Source organism: Desulfovibrio psychrotolerans, from assembly GCF_013340305.1.
GTDB lineage: Bacteria > Desulfobacterota > Desulfovibrionia > Desulfovibrionales > Desulfovibrionaceae > Halodesulfovibrio > Halodesulfovibrio psychrotolerans.
The window spans coordinates 143,410-162,755 of sequence record NZ_BLVP01000008.1 but is presented as its reverse complement, the minus strand read 5'-3'; the positions used below and the strand labels follow the sequence as shown (position 1 = coordinate 162,755).

Genomic DNA, 19,346 nt, shown 5'->3' with positions numbered 1-19,346 from the left:
ATCCTGTCGTCCGGTCTGGCGGGAGGCCGCACCCCGTGCCCTTGTGGGCATCATCCGTGCGGCAACTCCCCGGCACGCGGGTCCGCTCCGCCACCGGCAACATGGCAGAGCACACCCTACTGCGCGCTCTCCGCTTCCGCCGAAGGAGATTCAAAACGTCTCACAAGATAGCGGCAGGCAAGCAGAGTTCCCAGACAAAGCGGCACATATGTCCGCAGAAATAGTACCGGCATGGTGTCCGGATCGCCGTGGCTGTAATAGATGCAGAAAACCAGCTCCGCGATGAGCAGAATATCCATCATGATAATGGTGATGCGCTGTCTGGTGTTCACTGCCATATTCTCCGTTGCGTCAGTTATCTCAGGTACGCCGGGTTGCATATGCCGGGTGCGTACCGCACTTAGCGCATGCCTTCCTGACGCGTCACATTCATAACCCGCACAGCAATTCGTTTTTCCCCGTCCACCACATAGGCGGTGCGCACTATATCTTCCGGCCGGGGTTCCATTCCCATTCGCGCCCGCGATATATCAAACGTGGTTATAATTCCGGTGGCCATGCCGTATCTGTGCTCAGGGGTAAAATTGGTATCAAACTCTTCCACCACCATAATGCCCTGCCCGGCATCGAACTGGATGCATCTGCCCTGACTCACCTCGGCAGCCCATCCAACATGCGGTACAGACAGAAAAAGAACTGCCGCAAAAATCGTCAAAACCGCAAACCTGAACCCGGCGGGCAATGGCATTCCGCTGAACACGCTACCGCATCCTCCTGAAATTCTGCAGCCGCGCCTGCGCCCTGCTCTGTCTCTTTTCCCGCAATTCCTGCGCCGCCCCGACAAACATAACCTTCATGATGTAGAGGCAGATAAGGGAGATGGCACTGAGAATGATCACGGCGGCAGAAATTTCGTGGCCGAACTCCTTAAGGATGATGGAAACCATGCAGCACAGCACGGCAACGCCGAAGGCAATGCGGATGCCGTAACCCCGCGAATATTTGGTGGCCACAGTGCCTATCTGTGCTCCAATGGCGGCACCGGTAAGCATGACAAACACGGACACAAGCTCTATGCGTCCCTTGAGCGCAAAGGTGAATGCGCCATAAAGACCTGAAATCATAACCTCAAACAAGTCAGTTCCCACGGCAATATGGGTGGGGCAGCCTACAAGATACACCAGCGCGGGCATACGCAGCAGCCCGCCCCCGATTCCGAGAAACCCCACCAGCACACCCGTAACCAGCCCCACCAGCACAGGCAGCCACAGCGAACAGGTAATGCCGGAAACAGGAAAGTGCAGCATCGGCGGTATGTTTATGCGATGCAAAGCCCGGTACCACGTAACGCCCTCTGCAGCCTGCCGGTCAAACTCATCGGGGCGCGTGCCACCTTCCGCCTTGGCATAGTCATAGAACACCAGCCATGAAATAAGGGCCAGAAAGACCACATACGCCCAGCGCACAACAGACCCCACAAGCCCCACCTGTTCAAGGTACATGATAGCCTGCGCTCCCGCCTCTATGCCCGCAACCGTTCCCCCCAGCATGACCAGCCCCATCCGGTAATCCACATTGCCGAACTTGGAGTGGCGGATGGTGGATATCATGGACTTGCCCGCAATGTGCGCTATGTCCGTGCCTATGGCAAAAGCCATGGGAAAGCCGATGATGTTCAGCCCCGGAGTAACCATCCACGCGCCGCCCATGCCGAAGAACCCGCCGATAACCCCCACCGCAAAGCCGATAAGCAGCAACGCGGGCCACAGTACCTTCATGCCCGCAATGGGCATATACATGTACAACCAGTCGGCGGAGAAAATATCCATTGCGTGCCTGCCCCGATTGTCCGCTATCGCTCATCGCTGGGTCTGGAGGAAAGGTCCAGCCCGGTACGCGAGAGGATAAAGTCCATGAGAATACCAAGAAAGCTGCCGTACAGGGCAGTAAGCACAACGGCCCACACAGCGTTCATAAACGGATTTATGTTGTACAGGTCAGCGAAGTAGCGCAGGATAGCGGACTCCACCACACGGGTGTCCGCCACCACGACAAATTCTCCCGAGACGGCCGGAACAGCCCATGCGGCAAACAGCACGACAGCAACCGCCACGGCAAGCACACGCCGTATCACATGCATGAGTCCGATCATCGCCTTCATCGCCCCGCTGCCTCTCCTTTTGCCCGTGCAGTCCAGTATGGTTTTTGCTCATTCCGTATGAGCAATCTTCGGGCCACAACGCATTGCGGGCAGCACAACAATCTAAAATACAACATATTATATACAAAATTTTCAAACCGCACACCCACCGCGCAAGCCCCTTTGCGCAAACCGGGTTGCCTTTTTGCGTGAAATTGCGCAATACCGCGTCTGCTGCGCCTGTTCCGGCAAGCTGTGCAGGCACAAATTATCTGCGCAATCCGTGCCTTCCACACCGTTGCAAGAACCCGCATACGGCCTTCGCACTGCCCCCATACTGCCCGCATACTCTCGGGAACGTGAGCAAGCCGAAGACCCGGCCGCGCCCTCTTTGCCGCGTATATGGCAAAGCGCAGGGCAACATGCTAATAACCATGGCTCGTTCCTGAACAACCTGCATGCCTCCTCCCGGGAGGCCGGAACACGCCGCTGTCCGGCGTACCCGCATAGCCCGGAAGGAACCTGAAAGAATAATGAAAAACCTGATCAAACGCCTTCGCTCTTTGCTGGTTTTCTCAGGCGGTGCCCTGCCGCCTGCGGCACCCGCCCCTCCAAATCAGGAAGAGGCCGCAGCGCGTTTCACACTGCGGTACAACGCCTTCCGGGATCTTCTGGAATCCAACTCTGAGCTTCTGGGCATTATGGGTGAAATGCAGGCAATGCTGGAGGGCAACCGCGTTTTCGGACGTCCCTTTCTGTCTGCGCAGTCATCCCGCGCCATATTTCATGCCGCACGCATGACAGCCAGTCTGCACACCCTTTCAGGCGGCCGGTATGGCGGCCTTCACAATGCGCTGCACGATATCCGCACCCGGCTGGATGAGGCGGTCGCAATGCGCCGCCCGCAGGGACGCACCGAACTGGTGCTTCCGCTGCATGCCCTGGAGCATGATGATGTGGCTACCGCAGGAGCGAAAAGCACACACCTTGCCGAACTTGGCAGGATGGGACTGCCTGTCCCGCCGGGATTCGTCGTTACCACCTCTGCCTATGACCTGTTCATGGAGCACGACGGCCTGCTTGACCGCATTCTGCGCAAGGCACGGGAAATACTTCCGGAAGATGCCGAATCCATCCGCTCCGTTTCGCTCGCGCTGCGTGACATGGTGCTCAGCCAGGCCGTGCCGCTCCCCATTGTCAACGCCATGCAGAAAGAGGCGGATGCCCTGCGGGAGGAAGGAATCTGCCGCTTTGCCGTGCGCAGCAGTGCACTGGGAGAAGACGGAGCGCTCTCCTATGCGGGGCAATACGCCACCATGCTGAATGTGCACAGCAACGGACTTGCCCCCGCCTACCGCGAGGTGGTGGCAAGCCTGTTCTCCGAACGGGCCATCACCTACCGGCTGTTCACGGGCCAGCCTCTGGAAGAATCGGCCATGGCCGTGCAATGCCTTGCCATGGTGGACGCGGTGGCGGGAGGAGCCCTGCATACCCGATCGCAGGATGCGGATACCGTGCTCATAGACGGTATTTGGGGACTGGGAGCCTATGCTGCCGACGGCACGGTCACGCCGGACAGGTTTACCGTCTGCCGTACAAGTCTGAAGCTGCTTGCCGTCAGCACCGCCGCAAAGCACGTTCGCCTTAACGCTGTGCAGAGCAACGGCACGGGCAGGGACAACGTGCCCGACGAACTTCGGGATGCGCCGTGTCTGCAGGCGGCACAGACCACCGCCCTTGCCGCCCATGGGCTGTATGCTGAAGACCGTTTCGGGTGTGCGCAGGACATGGAATGGGCTGTGGACAGAAACGGCAACCACGTTTTCCTGCAAACGCGGCCATTACGGGCATGCCGGGAACGTGCCGCCCCACGGCCCCCGCTGCAGCCGCAGCCTCATTGCGGCGAAGCAGCTTCTGCCGGCACGCAGGCGACTCAGGCTGCGAAAAGCCCGGTCCCGGAAGAAGCGCAGACCGCTCCTGCCCGCTGTCTTCTTGCGGAGAACAACCATCCTTTGCTGCGCGGCGGCGACTGCGCCTGCGCAGGCGTGGGCACCGGACCTGTGGTGCACCTGCGTGATGAGACCCCGCCATCGCATCTTCCCGCTCACGCCGTGCTGGTGGTCCGGCATCCTTCTCCGCGTCTTGTGCCTGCACTGGTGCGCGCGTCCGGGCTCATTGCGGAGACAGGCAGCCTGACAGGACACCTTGCCCTGCTTGCAAGGGAGTTCCGCGTGCCCGCCCTCTTCAACGTTCCTGATGCCATGGCAGTGCTGCAGGAAGGGGAAACGGTCACTCTGGATGCGTTGTGCAGGCGGGTATACCGGGGACGGGTGGAATCGCTGCTGGAATCGACTCCCAGTTATCCCGCCATGGCGGGCACGGCCATGCTTGCCTTGCTGCGCCAGGCGGCGGACAACATCTTTCCGCTGCACCTTACCGATCCGGAATCACAGGACTTCTTGCCGGAAAACTGCCGTACAATTCACGACATAATGCGCTTTGCACACGAGATGTGCTACCGTGAAATGTTCTCCATCAGCGATGCGCTCTCAGACGCCCACATTGCCGCAGTGCGGCTGCGGGCGGCCATTCCGCTGGACCTGCGCGTCATCAACCTTGGCGGCGGAATGGGTGACAGACAGGATATGCAGACTGCCTGCGGACCCGTTACCGGAACGGGCATGGGAGCGGGCAATGCAACACCCCCTCCGGGCAGGGGAACGGGCGGATTCATTTGTCCGGCAGATATCTCTTCACTGCCGTTCGCTGCCCTGCTCAAGGGCATGCTGGACCCGGCCGTCGCCCACGGCGGGCCACGCCCCGTAAGCGTGCGCGGCTTTCTCTCCGTCATGGGCAGGCAGATGCTGGAGCCTCCGCCGGCCGCAAGCCGCCGGTTCGGGGACCGCAGCTACGCCATAATCTCAGACCGCTACCTGAACTTCAGTTCCCGCGTGGGGTATCATTACAGTGTGCTGGACGCTTTTTGCAGCTCCAACGTGCACAGCAACTACGTGCACTTTGAATTCAAGGGCGGTGCCGCGCATGAAGACAGAAGAGCCCGCCGGGCGCAGGCACTCGCTCTGGTGCTGGAGGGGCTGGGCTTTTCCATGGAGCGCACCGGCGACCGGGTGACCGCCCGGTTCCGCAAGCATGACGCGGCAGAAACCCTTGAGCGCGTTACCGCGCTGGGCAGACTGCTCATCTACTCCCGGCAGATGGATATGCTGATGCAGGACAATGCCACCGCGCAACTGGCGGCAGAGAGTTTCTTACGGGGGGAATACTGGCGTTTTTCTTAGAACCAATCAGTCAGCCACGGGCACACAGCCCTGTCCTGTGTTCCCTGCGCCGTTCATACGCCCTTACTATGCGCTCTGCCAGATCGTCGGTCGGACAGGGCTTGAGCAGATACTCCGCAGCGCCGCAGTGCATGCCTTCCACAGCATCATCCATGCACACGTGCCCGGTGAGGATAATACAGGCTGGCGCATCGGAAAGAAGGCGGATACCGCGCAGGGTTTCCATGCCGTCCATTCCCGGCATTTTCATGTCCACCACGGCCACGTCAAACCGGTTTTCCCGCAGTGTGGCTAGCGCCTCATGCCCGCCGGGGGCAGAAACAGCATCAAAACCCTGCAATGCGAGGAGCCGCACCAAATTTTCGCGGAACCGTGGCTCGTCATCCACCACCAGCACACGGATGCGGGTTGTCATGGCATTTCCTCGCAGCTAAAACATCCCTGCCGTTTCGCAATCGCAACGAAACCAACCCCGTCCACAGCCCGCTACGCCTCAACATCGGCGGGCAGGCAGACCGATACTTCCGTTCCCGTACCGGGCGTACTGCCCACCGTAATGCTTCCCCCAAGCCGATGCACTATGGACGCGCAGATGGCAAGCCCCAAACCCGTGCCCTGCCCCGGCGGACGGGTGGTGAAAAACGGGTTGAACACGCGTCCTATATGCTCCTGGGCAATGCCGCACCCGCTATCCCGCACACGCAGGGTCCAGAAGCCCGGCTCTTCAGCCACCACGCAAACCGTTATACTTCCGCCCCGCTCCACCGCCAGCATGGCGTTTTCCAGAAGGTTGAGCACCACCTGCCGCAGCATGGGCGGGTCTGTGGCTACACCAAAACTGCCGCAAGCCGGATAACGCCGCACAAGAGCAATGCCCCGTTTTTGCGCCTCCCGCTCCACAAGGCCCACCATGCCTTCCACAATATCCGCCACGTCAGCCTTCTGGGGAATGGGAGGTCTGCCCCCCGCCAGCGAAAGCATGCTGTGCGTAATCTCGCCGCAACGCTGCACCTGCCCCAGAATCTGCGCAAGCGATTCATCCGCCTCAGCAGGGATGCTCCGCCCTGCCCGGCGTTCCGCATCAAAAAGAACCCGCAGCAGTTCCACTTCCTGCGCGATGATGCCCAGCGGGGTATTTACCTCGTGGGCAATACCCAGCGCTACTTCACCCACGGCGGCAAGCCGGTCTGGATGCCTTTCTCCGGCCTCCCGGCCCCCTGCTTCTTCCGCCTTATGCGGACGGCAAGCCCGCGTATCGCTGGAACAGCCTTTCCCGGTGGCAAAATCCGCCCCGTCACACCGCGCAGTGGCGGTCAGCTTCCATTGCACGCCTCGCCCCGCAGACGCTCCAGATGCAGAGAACGCCGTTCAAAGGCGCTGCGTATCTTTTTTTCCAGTTCGTCTATGTCATAAGGTTTCATGGTATAGTCATAGGCTCCGTATTTCAGGCTCTGCACGCCGGAATCGGTGGACCCGTGCCCCGTTAGCAGAATAACCTCCACCGTGGGAAACTGCCGTTTCACTTCAATGAGCGTTTCCATGCCGTCCATACCCGGCATTTTCAGATCCAGCAGCACCACATCCACCGGATTTTCCCGCAGCTTCTCCAGAGCCATCACGCCGCCGGAAGCATCCAGCACCTTCATGCCGCGCCGGGAAAACCGCCTTGCGAAGAACAACCGAAAATCGTCCTCGTCGTCCACAACCAGCACCACCATTTTTTTGTCATCTTCCATTACAGCACTCCTGTGTGATACTCCCGCGCACAGTACGCCACCTACCCCAGAGGCAGCAGAACCGAGAAGGTTGTTCCCTTGCCTACCTCGCTGTCCACCAGCAGGTGTCCGCCCATGTTCTCTACAATGCCGAAAGAAATGGCCAACCCCAGACCAGTTCCTTCGCCCACGCTCTTGGTGGTGAAGAAGGGATCGAACACCTTATCCAGAACATGCTGCGGGATACCCGGCCCGGTATCCACCACCTCAACCCGTGCAAATTTGCCATCTCCATACACCGATGTGCGCACGGTTATGACGCCGTCTTCACCCACGGCGTCTATGGCGTTATCTATGAGATTAAGGAACACCTGCTGCATCTGGGACGGGTCTGTACTTACCGTGGGCAGGGCGGGGTCGTACTCCTTCTCTATGGTTATGCTGCGGTGCATGGCCTCATTTTCCAGAAAAGCCACCGTTTCCCCGACAAGCTGATTCAGGTTCACGTGCTCCCGCACCGGGTCCATACGCCGTCCGAAGCTGAGCATGCGGTGTGTAATACCCCGCGCCCGTTCAATGTAGGAATCGATGCGGTCCAGCACCTCACATCCCTCTTTACGGTCCAGAGGCTCCTTCTCGTCCGGGTCCATGAGGTCGCGCAGCCAGCCAGCCGCCTCCCTGATAAGCGTGAGCGGATTGTTCAGCTCATGCGCCACCCCGGCAGCCATCTTGCCCAGTGCCGCCATTTTGCTCTGGTGCAGCAGCGAGGCATCCAGCCGGGCAGAGTCCAGATCAGCCTTGCGTATGCGCTCCACCACCGTGCGGCTGGTAAGAATGGTGCCCAGCACAATAAATATGACGCCAAACCCCGTAATCAGCAGCACATCCGTCTGGGTACTGAGCAGCGGAGACATGCCTTCTGCCAGATCTTCGGAAATAACCAGCACCCAAGGGGCCTTTTCCAGCCACGCCATGCCCGCCAGATAGGCACGCCCGTGCATGGCCGCATCACGCGTCCGCACGCCCCGGAAGCGTTCCACCGGTTCTATAGGTGCCCGCGCAAGCGGACCGCCGTTGAAGCGGGAAGCGGTCTGCAGCTCTCCGTTGCCGTTCATCAGAAAGGCGTCGCCGCGTTCTCCCACCTGCACACTCTGCACAAGGGAGTTGAAGAGGTTAAGATCCACCGTAGCGCGCAGAATCCATGTGCGCTCCCCTTCATCGCGCCGGATGGCTATGACGAAATGCGGAAACCGGCGCAGCCCCATGAACACATCGCTCACATGCACGCCCCGCATAAGCACTTCCTGAAACCAGTCAGCATCGCTGTAGTCGGCTTCTTCCAGCCGGTAGGGCCCTTCATAGGCAACATGTTTGCCGTTGCCGTCTATGACCCCCAGATCCACAAAAGAGGGGGTGCGGTGCGATGATATTTCGCGGAACACCCGTTTCAGGTACCCCGGCGAGGTTATGGCCTCATACTCGTGCAACCGGGCAAGCGCATGCAGGGAGAAAATCTTTTCATCCAGAAAAAGATCCACAGACATGCGCTTGTTCTCAACCATGGTGCGCAGGTTGCTTGCAACCTTGGCATTATACGTGGCCGTGAACTGATGATACATGAACGCGCTGAGGGTGATGAGCGGAATGAGAGAAAACCCCAGCGAAATGAAGACGATACGGCCGAGAAGCCGGGAATATTTATTGTCTGTCATGCCTCTTCCACCTTCCAGCCGTCTGCCCGCCGACGTTCAACAGCCTGCACCGCCGTATCCATCCCCTGTTCGAGCCGGGCCTTCCATTCTGCCAGACGCGCGTTATTGGCGAGCACCATGTCCAGCTGGCGGCTGTGCATGATAATGAAGCCCAGAACGCCGAACCCGATTTCCGTATCTGCGGCATCCAACCCCTCCATGCGCGCAAACAGGGCGTCCTCAAACACCTCAGACCGGAACCCGCGCGCTTCAAGAAGCTCAGCGATAAGCCGCACCCGGCGCAGCCTGCGGTCCAGGTCCGCCGCGCCGCCCTTGAATCGTATGGTGGCGTAGTTTTCATCCGGGTTGTCGGTTATCTGCGCCTCCACCGTGCTGAAATGGAACCCGAACCGCGCCTGCAGGTTGCAGAACGTGGAAGATATCATGAAATAATTCTGCTGGGTAAAACCGGAATGCGTTGCCGGGTCCAGTTCCGGATTGGCAGAAGCCTCAATGAGCACGGACATGAATCCCCGCGTATCCATGGGCACCGGGGCGTCCAGCGGCACGGCGGTCATGCCCTCCCACAGGGCAAGCATGGGGATGGAACGAACATCCTTAAGCTGCACAAACCGTTCATCCGCGTCTTCGGCCACGCCATCATCCAGATCCACCACCCTGTACTGCATGGGGCGTTTGAAATAGAGCTGACGGCTCGCCGCCTCGCGGGGGAACCGTTCATCGGGCCTGAAGAGTTCCTCCACGGCCTTCTCATGGCAAAACCGGGTGATATCATGGAATGTCCGGCAGTGTTCCGGGCTGAATTCGGCCGATGTGGGGTCCAGCAACCGCAACGGCACAATGTGTTCCGCCACCTTGGAGAGTGTGGCATGCACAGGACTGCCCAGCATCAGGTTGCGCGGTTCCGGCCTGTCTGCCAGCAGTTCCTCCACCCGTCCCGCGTAGACACGCAGAGCATCGGCATCCAGAGTGGCGGATTCTGCGCCGTCCAGCGCATCCACAGCTCCCGGAATGCCGAAAAGCGCCGGAATGCCAAACTCGCGTGCAACGCTGGCCAGATGCCCGGTCGTGCTGCCCTGTTCAGCAACAAGCCCCGCTATGCGCCCCATAACGGGGGCCCAGCGGGGCAGCGACTGCACAACCACGGCTATGGCACCCCGTGGACAGGCGTAGGCATCTTCACTGTTTCGCAGAATATGCAACGGGCCGTGCGCCACACCCGGCGCAGCGGTAACGCCGCCTTCCAGCAGGGGGGCGGGCATGCCTTCCGGCACCGGGGTCTGCGTCCGTTCGCGGTCCGCCGTCTGATGCAACGGCCTGCATTGCAGAAGAATAATCTCCCCGGCGCGGTCCACCGCCCATTCCACGTCCTGCGGCCCGCCGAAATACACATCCAGTCTGGCCACATGCTCCGCCAGCCGGAAGATGAGAGCATCAGAAAGAATATCGCCCGTAAGCAGGGGAACCCCCTGCTCGGCGGGAACCTTGGTCAGCTTCGGGGGCGAATCCTGTGCCGGTGGCTTCTCAACGGGCGCTTTACCGGCAGATATCTCCTCAGGTCCGCTGCCCGCTCCGTTCTGCATCGGAAGGGGCACTCCCTCCACCATGTACAGGTCGGGCCGCCTGCTGCCGTCCACCACCGCAACCGGCGGGCCGTCCACCGCGTTTATGAGAATTCGCGGCATATGCAGGTGCACGGGGTCGCGGCTGTAGGCCACCCCGCCCGCCACCGCATCCACCATGACCATGCAGCACACGCACATGTCCACATCATCGTCCCGGATACCCCGGTTGAAACGGTAGGCGATGGCCGGAACATCGTATTTTCCCGCCACTACCTGTCGGTACGCGGCAAACAGGTCGTCCGGTTCCACATTAAGCAAGGAGCGGTACTGGCCGGCCGCAGAAGCTCCGGGCAAATCTTCCCCCAGCGCGCTGCTGCGCACGGCCAGAAGATACGGCCCTTTTCCGTTGGCGTGCAAGGCATCGCGCGCGCGCAGCATGGCCTCTTCCAGAGCCGGGGGCAGAGGGGCCTGCACAATCTGCTGCTGCAAGGTGTGGCTCAGGGCCGCCAGCCCTTCCAGGTCGCCTATATCCGCCATCTGCATCTGGCGGTGAATTTCATCACGCAGCCCGGCATGATCCATAAACATGCGGTAGGCGCTGGCCGTCACCACAAATCCTTCCGGCATGCCCAGCCCGGCGTTACGGCTGGCAAGGCACAGGTTCACCACCTTGGGCCCCGCCTCATCGGCATGCTCCCTTCCCACGGCTTCCAGCGGGACCACAGGCTGCCCCCTGCCCGCCTCCCGCCTTGGCTCCACAATCTCGCCAATGGTCTGGTTAATGCGGGAGAACTGTTCTTCCAGCGCGGCATAGCGATTGTCTGACAAGGCGTTTATACGCAAGATCATCTGGTGCACGGCAGACGCCACCAGCACCGCCTTGCCGCGCACAAAAGACATACCGAAAGGCACGGTACCGCGCAGGGCTTCCTCAATTTCCGACATGCCTTCCAGCGCCCTGTTGTTAGCCCGGATGAGCAGACGAAAATCGTTGCACCGCGCGCGATGCATCTCCCGCATACGCTCCTTGTCCACCGGGTCCGCCTGCCTGCGCCCGATAAGGGCAAACAGCCTGCTGAGGATGTTGGGACGGTCCATGCGGCCCTCCTACTCGGGTAGATTACATTTTCCACCACCGCGCCTGACACGACTGCACGAACAGGCGTTGACAATGGCCTCCAGCAGGTCGTCCAGAAGAACGGGCTTGATGAGATATTCAAAGACGCCGAGAGCAAACCCCTGCGAGGAATCCGACAGATCCGCGTGGCCTGTGAGCATAACCGCCTGAATGTCCGGATTGTGCTCCTTGATGCGGCGCAGGCATTCCAGCCCGCCCATGCCGGGCATCTTCACATCCAGCACCACCACGTCAAAGGCTCCGGACCGGACTTTTTGAAGCGCGTCTTCACCGCTGCCTGCGGTGGCTACTTCCAGCCCCCGCCGGGTCAGGCGTTTGCTCATGAATTCAAGAAAATCGGGTTCATCGTCCACAAGCAAGACTTTCAACTGCGGCATAGTCCCTCCTGTTTGTGCCCCCCGCCCTGACCGGGTTGCCCGGTTCAGGCTGCGGCGCGCCTATGTCCGCTTCAGGAAACGCTTCCCGCACGTTTCTCGAAACGGCCCACGGGATATTCCGGATAGAGCATCAATTTCCGTGCCATGCACAGGCCGGGCGGATATGGCTGAATCATTGAACCATACCGCCGCCTGTTCCGGAAAGATGTATTCAACATGTCAGCATTCTTTACAAGCTGTCAAACGTGCCTCATGTTCCGCCCCGATATGAGATGACTGCGGAGCGTAGGCGATGTGTCCGGCAAACCGTTCGGCAAACTATTCGGCAAAATGCACGGCAGCCTGCCTGCCGGGTTGCCGGCAGCTGTGCCGCAGGGCCACAAAACCCGGCGCGTACTGAGCCGCACAGCCCATAGACACTCTGTACATACACACTTACCCCGGCCAGAGACCGACAGCAAGGGCCATGTCTTACTCAGACCAAAGCAGGGGAAACGGAAACACGCACACCTGCATGGCAAGGATGGTTATGGGCACGCCCGTCTGCATATAATCCATCTTTGCTTGCAATTTTAGCGCGTTGGCGTTTCCAAAAACCTCATGACCAAGCCGTTCGCCTATGATTTTGCGCACATGTTATTCATGCAAGCAAGGTAACTCCACATTCGGAACGCGCAGTCTGCGAGCACGGTGCCCGCCGTCCCATCCGGCTCACGCCGTGGGCACGGTCCCGCCGTCTATGACGTACTCGGTGCCCGTGATCGATCCTGCGCGCGGCGAGACGAGGAATGTGATCAAATCAGCCACTTCCTGAGGCCGGGCCGGGCGACCAAGCGGAATTCCACCAAGGGAATCCATGATAATCTTCTTCCCTCCCTCGCAATCCGTTCCGGCCTGATCTGCTACCCGCTCAACAAGCCGGACAGCTGCTTCCGTCTCAACCCAACCCGGAGAGACACGCACCACACGAATGCCTTTCGGCGTCACCTCCTTCGACAAACTCTTGCTGTAGGTCGATAGCGCAGCTTTTGCTGCCGCATAAGCGGTCGTCGATTCCGGCAGGGGCAATTCGTGCTGTATGGACGTGACGTGAATGACAACACCTGACCCCTGTGCGATCATTGAAGGGAGCAACGCCCGGTCAACGCGCACAGCAGGCATCAGATTCAAATTGATTTCCGCCTCCCATTCCCCGTCATCCAGCCTCGCGAAGCCGCCAGCCGATGCTTTCGATCCGCCGAGAACATTGATGATGATATCAACACCGCCAAGACTACTGAGCACGGCATCCGCCACCGCCTGGCATCCGCTTGCTGAAGTCAGATCAGCCGCGACATACATAACGCCTTCTGGGGCGACTTCGGGAACCGACCGCGCCACGGCCACGACCGTAACGCCGGCATTGCGCAAAGACTCAACAACAGCTGCGCCCACGCCCTTGGTACCGGCCGTAACAAGCGCTCTGCGGCCATGGAGTTCAAGAGTAAAGCTCATAACGTGATTTCCAGAGAGACAATCTTGTCGCCTTCAACGCTGAAAGAATAGTGAAGGTCAACGGGACTGCCGGGAAAATTGCCGGTCACCTTGCTGGTGACGATTATCCTGCCATCCTTGTCTTCGCACGCAAAAGGCTCGCTCGTGTACGTGTATTGCTGCGAGGCATCCTCTTTCCACTGCTTAATGGCGCTTAGGCCTTGGTAGGTGTGGCCTTCGTCCTTTACAACGGCGTCCTCAGCAAAGCATTGGGCAACCGCTTCGCTATCACCTCTGTCTGCAACAAAATAGGCGTCAACGGGTTTGGGAAGTTTGATAGACATGTAAAAAAAACTCCTTCGTGTCTGATCGAATCACCCTGTGCGATCCGAATTGATAAGTTGAGAGGATAAGGCTAACATTTTATTTTTAGCAATAACCCACTAAAAAGTAAGGTACTCACTTTAAAGTATGGAAAAAGAATTGACCCCCACCTCCGCTGCCGATGGCGTGGAACAGGCGCTCAAAGTTCTCGAAGGGAAGTGGAAACTGCTGATCATGTTCCACTTATTCGGCGGCAAGTTATTGCGTTTCTCAGAACTGGAAAGAGCAATTCCCGCCATCACACAGAAGATGTTGACCCAGCAGCTTCGCCAGATGGAAGCCGATGGCGTTGTTCGGCGTATCCTCCATCATCAGCTGCCGCCCAAGGTCGAATACGGCCTCACCGAGTGGGGCCAAGCCCTCTGCCCGGTGCTTGATGCACTCCTGAAATGGGCTGATCTACGCGATGACCTCCGTTAGCGCTCCACGCGCGCAAAAAAAGTCACGCCTCTGCCGCCGTTCTCCGTTTCTGTGCAAGGACTGTCCGCGCGTTTCCCGGTCATGTGTAAAAATTTTCACCACTCCCCCTTGCACACCCAAAAAATGAACTTAGCTTTCCCACAACGTCGCAAAGACACCGGGCAGCGACTGTTGCCCCCCACATATCGGGCAGAATTTCCATACCATTTCTGAGAGTATTCCCTTCAGGAGGATTTTTCACATGGGTAAGATTATCGGTATTGACCTCGGGACCACCAACTCCTGCGTCTACATCATGGAGGGCAAGGACCCGAAGTGCATCACCAACCCCGAAGGCGGCCGCACCACGCCGTCCATCGTGGGCTTCACCGACAAAGAACGTCTGGTGGGCGACATTGCCAAGCGTCAGGCCGTTACCAACCCCGAGCGCACGGTCTTTGCCATCAAGCGCCTCATGGGCCGTCAGTTCAGCGCACCGGAAGTGGGCCGCTGGGCTTCGCACTCCCCCTACAAGATTGTTTCCGGCAACGGCGGTGACGCCCATGTGGAAATAGAAGGCCGCAGCTACTCTCCGGCAGAAGTTTCCGCCATGATTCTGGGTAAGCTCAAGGCCGATGCAGAAGCCTATCTGGGCGAAGAAGTAACGGAAGCGGTCATCACCGTCCCCGCCTACTTCAACGACTCCCAGCGTCAGGCCACCAAAGATGCAGGCCGCATCGCGGGCCTTGAAGTCAAGCGCATCATCAACGAGCCCACGGCTGCGTCCCTCGCTTACGGGTTCGACAAAAAGGCCAACGAAAAGATCGCCGTGTTCGACCTCGGCGGCGGCACCTTCGATATTTCCATCCTCGAGGTGGGCGATAACGTTGTGGAAGTGCGCGCCACTAACGGCGATACCTTCCTCGGCGGCGAAGACTTTGACCTTGCGGTCATCAACTACCTTGCGGACGAGTTCAAGCGCGAAAACGGCATAGACCTCACCAAGGACCGCATGGCCCTGCAGCGCCTGAAGGAAGCGGCAGAAAAAGCCAAGAAGGACCTCTCCACCTCCATGGAGGCGGAAGTGAACCTGCCCTTCATCACTGCAGACCAGAACGGCCCCAAGCACCTTATGCTCAAGCTTTCCCGTGCCAAGCTGGAAAAGCTGGTGGAAAGCCTCGTGGAGCGCACCATCGCTCCCTGCAAAAAGGCCCTTGCCGATGCAGGCCTCACCGCTGCGGAAATTGACGAGGTCGTGCTCGTAGGCGGCATGACCCGCATGCCTCTGGTGCAGAAGAAGGTGGCAGAATTCTTCGGTAAGGAACCCAACCGCTCCGTAAACCCCGACGAAGTCGTGGCCATGGGCGCCGCCATTCAGGGCGGTATTCTTGCAGGCGATGTAAAGGACGTGCTGCTGCTGGACGTCACCCCGCTCTCTCTGGGCATCGAAACCCTGGGCGGCGTGTTCACCAAGCTCATCGACCGCAACACCACCATTCCCACCAAGAAGTCGCAGACCTTTACCACCGCGGCAGACAACCAGCCCTCCGTGTCCATCCATGTGCTGCAGGGCGAACGTCCCATGTCGGCAGATAACATGACACTGGGCCGGTTCGAGCTTACCGGCATTCCCCCGGCACCGCGCGGCATGCCCCAGATCGAAGTCTCCTTTGACATCGACGCCAACGGCATCGTGCATGTCTCCGCAAAGGATCTGGGCACCGGCAAGGAACAGTCCATCCGCATCACCGCCTCCTCCGGCCTCTCGGAAGAAGAAATCCAGCGTCTGGTCAAGGAAGCGGAATCCCATGCGGATGAAGACAAGAAAAAGCAGCAGGTCATCGAGGCCCGCAATCAGGCAGACACGCTCATCTATTCGGCGGAAAAATCCGTGCGCGACCTCGGCGACAAGCTGGATGCCGCGCTCAAGGCAGATATAGACGCCAAGGTGGTCGCCCTGCGCACAGCCATGGAAGGCGAAGACGTCGAAGCCATCCAGAAGGCCACAGAAGAACTGTCGCAGGCCTCCCACAAGCTGGCTGAGCAGCTCTACGCCCAGCAGGCACAGGCTGCGGACGCCGGTGCTGCAGGCGCAGGCGCTTCCGCCTCTGCCTCCTCCGGCAAGGATGATGACGACGTGGTGGATGCCGACTACACCGAAGTAAAGAAGTAGCAGCGGCGGCGGCTTCACCGCCATTCCCGCTCTTGCAATTGCCTCGGTATGCGTTTAGCTTGGCCTGATTCGCCATTTGGCGGATCAGGCCTTTTCACTTATGGTAGCCAACGACATGACATATATACCGTTCTTCCGACTTGCCAACGCCCGTTCCGGAACCTCTTCCCTGCCGGGCCTGCTGCCTGTCCTTCTGATTGTTCTCGTCCTTCTCGCCTCCGCTCTGGGCGGCTGCCAGAAGGCCGTGCTCTATCCTCCCGGAGAAGGCCCCAGAACTCCCGTAGCCATCAGCGCAGATGCCCCTCTGGCAGACAAGGCCTTTGCCGCCTACACGCAGGGCGACTACCGCCTTGCCTCCACCCTGTACGACAGGCTGCTGCAGGAACCGGGACTCTCTCGGCGCGAAACCGTTGAGGCATGGAAGTATTTCGCCCTTTCCAACATTGCTTACGGCAAGCATCATCTGGGGCTGGAAGCGCTGGAAAAATGGCGTTCTCTGGACCCGGATGCCCAGACCGGCGCGGAATGGCTGAACGCGTATAACCGTGCCATGACCGGCATGTCCGGAACAGGCGCTGCCCGCACGCTGGAAGGCACAGTGCAGGATGACCAGCGCCCGTGGGCCGTCAGGGCAGAATCGGCTCTGCTCCTTGCCCGTATGCAGTGGGAAGGCGGCGACAAGGCCTCCAACGCCGCAGCCCTGCAAACGCTGGAAACCCTCTACGCCCAGACAGCCGCCCCCGCCGATGCCGGATTGCGCGCAACGCTGGAATCACGCCTCTTCACCCTGCTGCAGGAAACGGACGAGAACGCTCTGGCCCGCCTTGCCGGACACCTCACGGCAGACAACGAACTGCGCTACCCCTATTCCGTCATCCTGCTGGAAAAGGCCCGCCGCACGGCAACTGACAGCGCAGACTGGCCTCCCGCATGGCAGGCCATACAGCGCCTGCGCCACACAGATACCTTTGCGGACAGACTCCTGCTGGAACGCGTGCTCATGCCGCTGGAACAGGAATTCGGCCGCCCGTCGCAGGGCATTGCCCTTGCGTTGCCCCTGACAGGCCCCTTCGGCAATATCGGCTGGAAGATTCTGCGCGGGGCAGGGGTCGCCCAATGGGAACTGGCACGGCAGGGGAACGACCTCTCCGTCACGGTTATCAATACTGCGGCAGAAGGCTGGGAACAGCGGCTGCAAGCCCTGCCCGAAGGTGTTTCCATCGTGGGCGGCCCGCTACAAAAAGAAACGTACACCACCATGCAACGCACCGGCCTGCTGCGCCAGCGCGCGTTCTTTACGTTCCTGACCAGCCTGAACGATGGCGAGGAAGGCCGCACCGCATGGCGCTTCTTCTCCAGCCCGCGTGACCAGATACGCAGCCTGCTCGACTTTGCACAGAAGGATCTGGAGATTGCCCAGTACGGGGTGCTCGCGCCGGATGAGCCTTTCGGGGCACACATGGCGCAGATGTTCCGCCAGACTGCCTCAGAGATGGGGGCAACCACCACGGTATCCGCAACCTACACCACCAAGGACACGCTCACATGGAGCAAGGTCCTGCACACCTTCCTCCGGGTACCCGCGCAGCGCCCCGGTGAAGACACCCCCATGCCGCCCAATCCGCCGTTTCAGGCCGTGTTCCTGCCGGATGGCTGGCAGCAGATGCAGGCACTGCTCCCTCACTTTTTCTACTATCAGGAAGACCGCATGGTCTTTCTGGGCAACGCCCTGTGGGAACAGGGACTTTCCGGCAGCCGCGACACGGAAACCCGCTACTTCAACCTGTCGGTTTTCCCCGGCTCATGGAACCCTTACGCGCCCACAGCAGCGGCCATGTCCCTTGCCAGTGCGCTGGATGAATCCGGCTTGGGCCAGCCCGACCTGTGGGTAGGGCTGGGGTACGATTTCGTCCGCTTCGCTTCCATGCTCGGCACCCCGGAAAAAGGTGAAGGCGCTCAGGCAATGAATGCGCGCATTCAGTCAGCGCAGCAGATGGACTGGAGCATCGCCCCTATCCGCTGGACAGCAGACGGGCTGGCAGCACAAAAGATGTTTCTCTTCACACCTGCCGCAAACGGCTTTGCGCCCATTGATCCCGCCCGGTTCAAAGAACGGCTGGAGAACACGCGCGCCCGTCATGCAGACCGGGTAAAGATGCTGGAAGAGGCCCGCCAGCAAAAACGCCAGTGACCTGCCGGGGTTCAGAAAGCAGCACAGGCAGCCCGGAGTATTCAGACAGGACGCCGGAAAAGAGCACCGACCCGTGCCGTTACCCGGCCTGCGGCGAATGCCCCTCCCGCACCTGCCCTTCCAGCGCCGCCTTTGCAGGGCGCAGCAATGCGGTCAAGGCTGGCAGCCCAACCCTGCACACCGCAAAACGGAACTCCCCCGGCTGCCTTCGGCCTTGGCGGAAGGGTTGAGACCACAGCCCCCCGCCTGTGCCGGTATGCATGAAGGAAAAATGATTTACACGCGATGGCAGGCCCGCCTCAGGAACCACCGCTCAGGACACACCGCCTGCATCGTTCTGTTTGAGCCACATTGATTGCGCCGTATTGTTACGGAGAACAAGGAGTGCCACCCATGAAGATTTCCCCCGAACAAGTGGCCCGGATAGCCAAACTGGCCCGGCTGGAACCGGACGAAGCCAAGCTGACCCTGTTCGCTGGCCAGTTCGAGTCCATTCTCAATTATATGGATACGCTGAACGAACTGGATACCACCGGACTTGAGCCGCTCTACAGCCCTGTCACGCACGCCACGGTGCTGCGGGACGATGTGGCCGTCAAAACCGCCCGGCGGGACGACGTGTTGTCCAACGCCCCGGAATCCGATGGTCAGTTCTTCGTTGTGCCAAGAATCGTCTGAAGAGTTTTCCCTCAGGCTGCCTCACGGGCACAGAACGCTGCCCCGGTCCCGTGCCCGCCGTAGCACGGCAGAAGCCCGGACAAGCATCGCAGCACAGTGCCA

17 protein-coding genes are annotated in these 19,346 nt (G+C 59.9%); 5 read left to right on the top strand and 12 right to left on the bottom strand.

What is annotated here, in order from left to right; all coding sequences use genetic code 11:
* Positions 1–116: 116 nt before the first annotated feature.
* The 4 genes from HUV26_RS08480 to HUV26_RS08465 form a co-directional block, all read right to left on the bottom strand.
* Positions 117–332, bottom strand: a complete 216-nt coding sequence (locus HUV26_RS08480) for a hypothetical protein (RefSeq protein WP_174409685.1) — start codon at positions 330–332, stop codon at positions 117–119.
* A gap of 68 nt (positions 333–400) precedes the next feature.
* The gene (locus HUV26_RS08475; protein ID WP_174409684.1) at positions 401–655 is read right to left on the bottom strand and encodes a hypothetical protein; all 255 of its coding nucleotides are present in this window, start codon (positions 653–655) and stop codon (positions 401–403) included.
* A 106-nt stretch (positions 656–761) separates the two neighbouring features.
* Positions 762–1,829 (bottom strand): sulfite exporter TauE/SafE family protein, encoded by a 1,068-nt coding sequence (locus HUV26_RS08470; protein WP_174409683.1) that lies wholly within the window; start codon positions 1,827–1,829, stop codon positions 762–764.
* A gap of 23 nt (positions 1,830–1,852) precedes the next feature.
* On the bottom strand, positions 1,853–2,161 hold the full coding sequence (locus tag HUV26_RS08465) for a DVU0150 family protein (protein ID WP_243451324.1): 309 nt from the start codon (positions 2,159–2,161) through the stop codon (positions 1,853–1,855).
* 512 nt (positions 2,162–2,673) lie between these two features.
* Here HUV26_RS08465 and HUV26_RS08460 point away from each other — a divergent pair.
* The gene (locus tag HUV26_RS08460) at positions 2,674–5,439 is read left to right on the top strand and encodes a PEP/pyruvate-binding domain-containing protein (RefSeq protein WP_174409682.1); all 2,766 of its coding nucleotides are present in this window, start codon (positions 2,674–2,676) and stop codon (positions 5,437–5,439) included.
* 10 nt (positions 5,440–5,449) lie between these two features.
* Here the strand turns inward: HUV26_RS08460 and HUV26_RS08455 are convergent, their stop codons facing one another.
* The 8 genes from HUV26_RS08455 to HUV26_RS08420 form a co-directional block, all read right to left on the bottom strand.
* Positions 5,450–5,854, bottom strand: a complete 405-nt coding sequence (locus HUV26_RS08455; protein ID WP_174409681.1) for a response regulator — start codon at positions 5,852–5,854, stop codon at positions 5,450–5,452.
* A 71-nt stretch (positions 5,855–5,925) separates the two neighbouring features.
* The gene (locus HUV26_RS08450; RefSeq protein ID WP_174409680.1) at positions 5,926–6,768 is read right to left on the bottom strand and encodes a sensor histidine kinase; all 843 of its coding nucleotides are present in this window, start codon (positions 6,766–6,768) and stop codon (positions 5,926–5,928) included.
* Positions 6,753–7,175: a response regulator gene (locus HUV26_RS08445; RefSeq protein ID WP_174409679.1), complete on the bottom strand. Its 423-nt coding sequence runs from the start codon at positions 7,173–7,175 to the stop codon at positions 6,753–6,755. Before HUV26_RS08445 ends, HUV26_RS08450 begins: the two co-directional genes overlap by 16 nt.
* Positions 7,176–7,216: 41 nt before the next feature.
* Entirely contained in the window at positions 7,217–8,866 is a 1,650-nt protein-coding gene (locus HUV26_RS08440) for a sensor histidine kinase (RefSeq protein ID WP_174409678.1), read from the bottom strand.
* Entirely contained in the window at positions 8,863–11,529 is a 2,667-nt protein-coding gene (locus HUV26_RS08435; protein WP_174409677.1) for a PEP/pyruvate-binding domain-containing protein, read from the bottom strand. Before HUV26_RS08435 ends, HUV26_RS08440 begins: the two co-directional genes overlap by 4 nt.
* A 9-nt stretch (positions 11,530–11,538) precedes the next feature.
* Positions 11,539–11,946: a response regulator gene (locus tag HUV26_RS08430; protein ID WP_243451323.1), complete on the bottom strand. Its 408-nt coding sequence runs from the start codon at positions 11,944–11,946 to the stop codon at positions 11,539–11,541.
* A gap of 711 nt (positions 11,947–12,657) precedes the next feature.
* Positions 12,658–13,440, bottom strand: a complete 783-nt coding sequence (locus HUV26_RS08425; protein ID WP_174409676.1) for an SDR family oxidoreductase — start codon at positions 13,438–13,440, stop codon at positions 12,658–12,660.
* On the bottom strand, positions 13,437–13,763 hold the full coding sequence (locus tag HUV26_RS08420; protein ID WP_174409675.1) for a nuclear transport factor 2 family protein: 327 nt from the start codon (positions 13,761–13,763) through the stop codon (positions 13,437–13,439). The genes HUV26_RS08425 and HUV26_RS08420 overlap by 4 nt, the downstream gene beginning before the upstream one ends.
* Before the next feature lie 127 nt (positions 13,764–13,890).
* Here HUV26_RS08420 and HUV26_RS08415 point away from each other — a divergent pair, with 127 nt between their 5' ends.
* From HUV26_RS08415 to gatC, 4 genes are all read left to right on the top strand, one after another.
* Positions 13,891–14,223 carry a winged helix-turn-helix transcriptional regulator gene (locus HUV26_RS08415; RefSeq protein ID WP_205245134.1) on the top strand — a complete coding sequence of 111 codons (333 nt, stop codon included), beginning with the start codon at positions 13,891–13,893 and terminating at the stop codon, positions 14,221–14,223.
* A 241-nt stretch (positions 14,224–14,464) separates the two neighbouring features.
* A complete protein-coding gene (gene dnaK / locus HUV26_RS08410) occupies positions 14,465–16,375 on the top strand; it encodes a molecular chaperone DnaK (RefSeq protein WP_174409674.1) in 1,911 nt (636 codons plus the stop codon).
* A gap of 115 nt (positions 16,376–16,490) precedes the next feature.
* A complete protein-coding gene (locus HUV26_RS08405) occupies positions 16,491–18,566 on the top strand; it encodes a penicillin-binding protein activator (protein ID WP_174409673.1) in 2,076 nt (691 codons plus the stop codon).
* Between the two features lie 393 nt (positions 18,567–18,959).
* Positions 18,960–19,244 carry an Asp-tRNA(Asn)/Glu-tRNA(Gln) amidotransferase subunit GatC gene (gene gatC / locus HUV26_RS08400; protein ID WP_174409672.1) on the top strand — a complete coding sequence of 95 codons (285 nt, stop codon included), beginning with the start codon at positions 18,960–18,962 and terminating at the stop codon, positions 19,242–19,244.
* Positions 19,245–19,346: the final 102 nt, after the last annotated feature.

Excerpts from the sequence above, each read along its gene's own strand:
- HUV26_RS08470 (WP_174409683.1), bottom strand. The coding sequence starts at position 1,829 with ATGGATATTTTCTCCGCCGACTGGTTGTACATGTATATGCCCATTGCG.
- HUV26_RS08465 (WP_243451324.1), bottom strand. The coding sequence starts at position 2,161 with ATGAAGGCGATGATCGGACTCATGCATGTGATACGGCGTGTGCTTGCC.
- HUV26_RS08460 (WP_174409682.1), top strand. The coding sequence starts at position 2,674 with ATGAAAAACCTGATCAAACGCCTTCGCTCTTTGCTGGTTTTCTCAGGC.
- HUV26_RS08455 (WP_174409681.1), bottom strand. The coding sequence starts at position 5,854 with ATGACAACCCGCATCCGTGTGCTGGTGGTGGATGACGAGCCACGGTTC.
- HUV26_RS08445 (WP_174409679.1), bottom strand. The coding sequence starts at position 7,175 with ATGGAAGATGACAAAAAAATGGTGGTGCTGGTTGTGGACGACGAGGAC.
- HUV26_RS08440 (WP_174409678.1), bottom strand. The coding sequence starts at position 8,866 with ATGACAGACAATAAATATTCCCGGCTTCTCGGCCGTATCGTCTTCATT.
- HUV26_RS08435 (WP_174409677.1), bottom strand. The coding sequence starts at position 11,529 with ATGGACCGTCCCAACATCCTCAGCAGGCTGTTTGCCCTTATCGGGCGC.
- HUV26_RS08430 (WP_243451323.1), bottom strand. The coding sequence starts at position 11,946 with ATGCCGCAGTTGAAAGTCTTGCTTGTGGACGATGAACCCGATTTTCTT.
- HUV26_RS08425 (WP_174409676.1), bottom strand. The coding sequence starts at position 13,440 with ATGAGCTTTACTCTTGAACTCCATGGCCGCAGAGCGCTTGTTACGGCC.
- HUV26_RS08420 (WP_174409675.1), bottom strand. The coding sequence starts at position 13,763 with ATGTCTATCAAACTTCCCAAACCCGTTGACGCCTATTTTGTTGCAGAC.
- HUV26_RS08415 (WP_205245134.1), top strand. The coding sequence starts at position 13,891 with ATGGAAAAAGAATTGACCCCCACCTCCGCTGCCGATGGCGTGGAACAG.
- dnaK (WP_174409674.1), top strand. The coding sequence starts at position 14,465 with ATGGGTAAGATTATCGGTATTGACCTCGGGACCACCAACTCCTGCGTC.
- HUV26_RS08405 (WP_174409673.1), top strand. The coding sequence starts at position 16,491 with ATGACATATATACCGTTCTTCCGACTTGCCAACGCCCGTTCCGGAACC.
- gatC (WP_174409672.1), top strand. The coding sequence starts at position 18,960 with ATGAAGATTTCCCCCGAACAAGTGGCCCGGATAGCCAAACTGGCCCGG.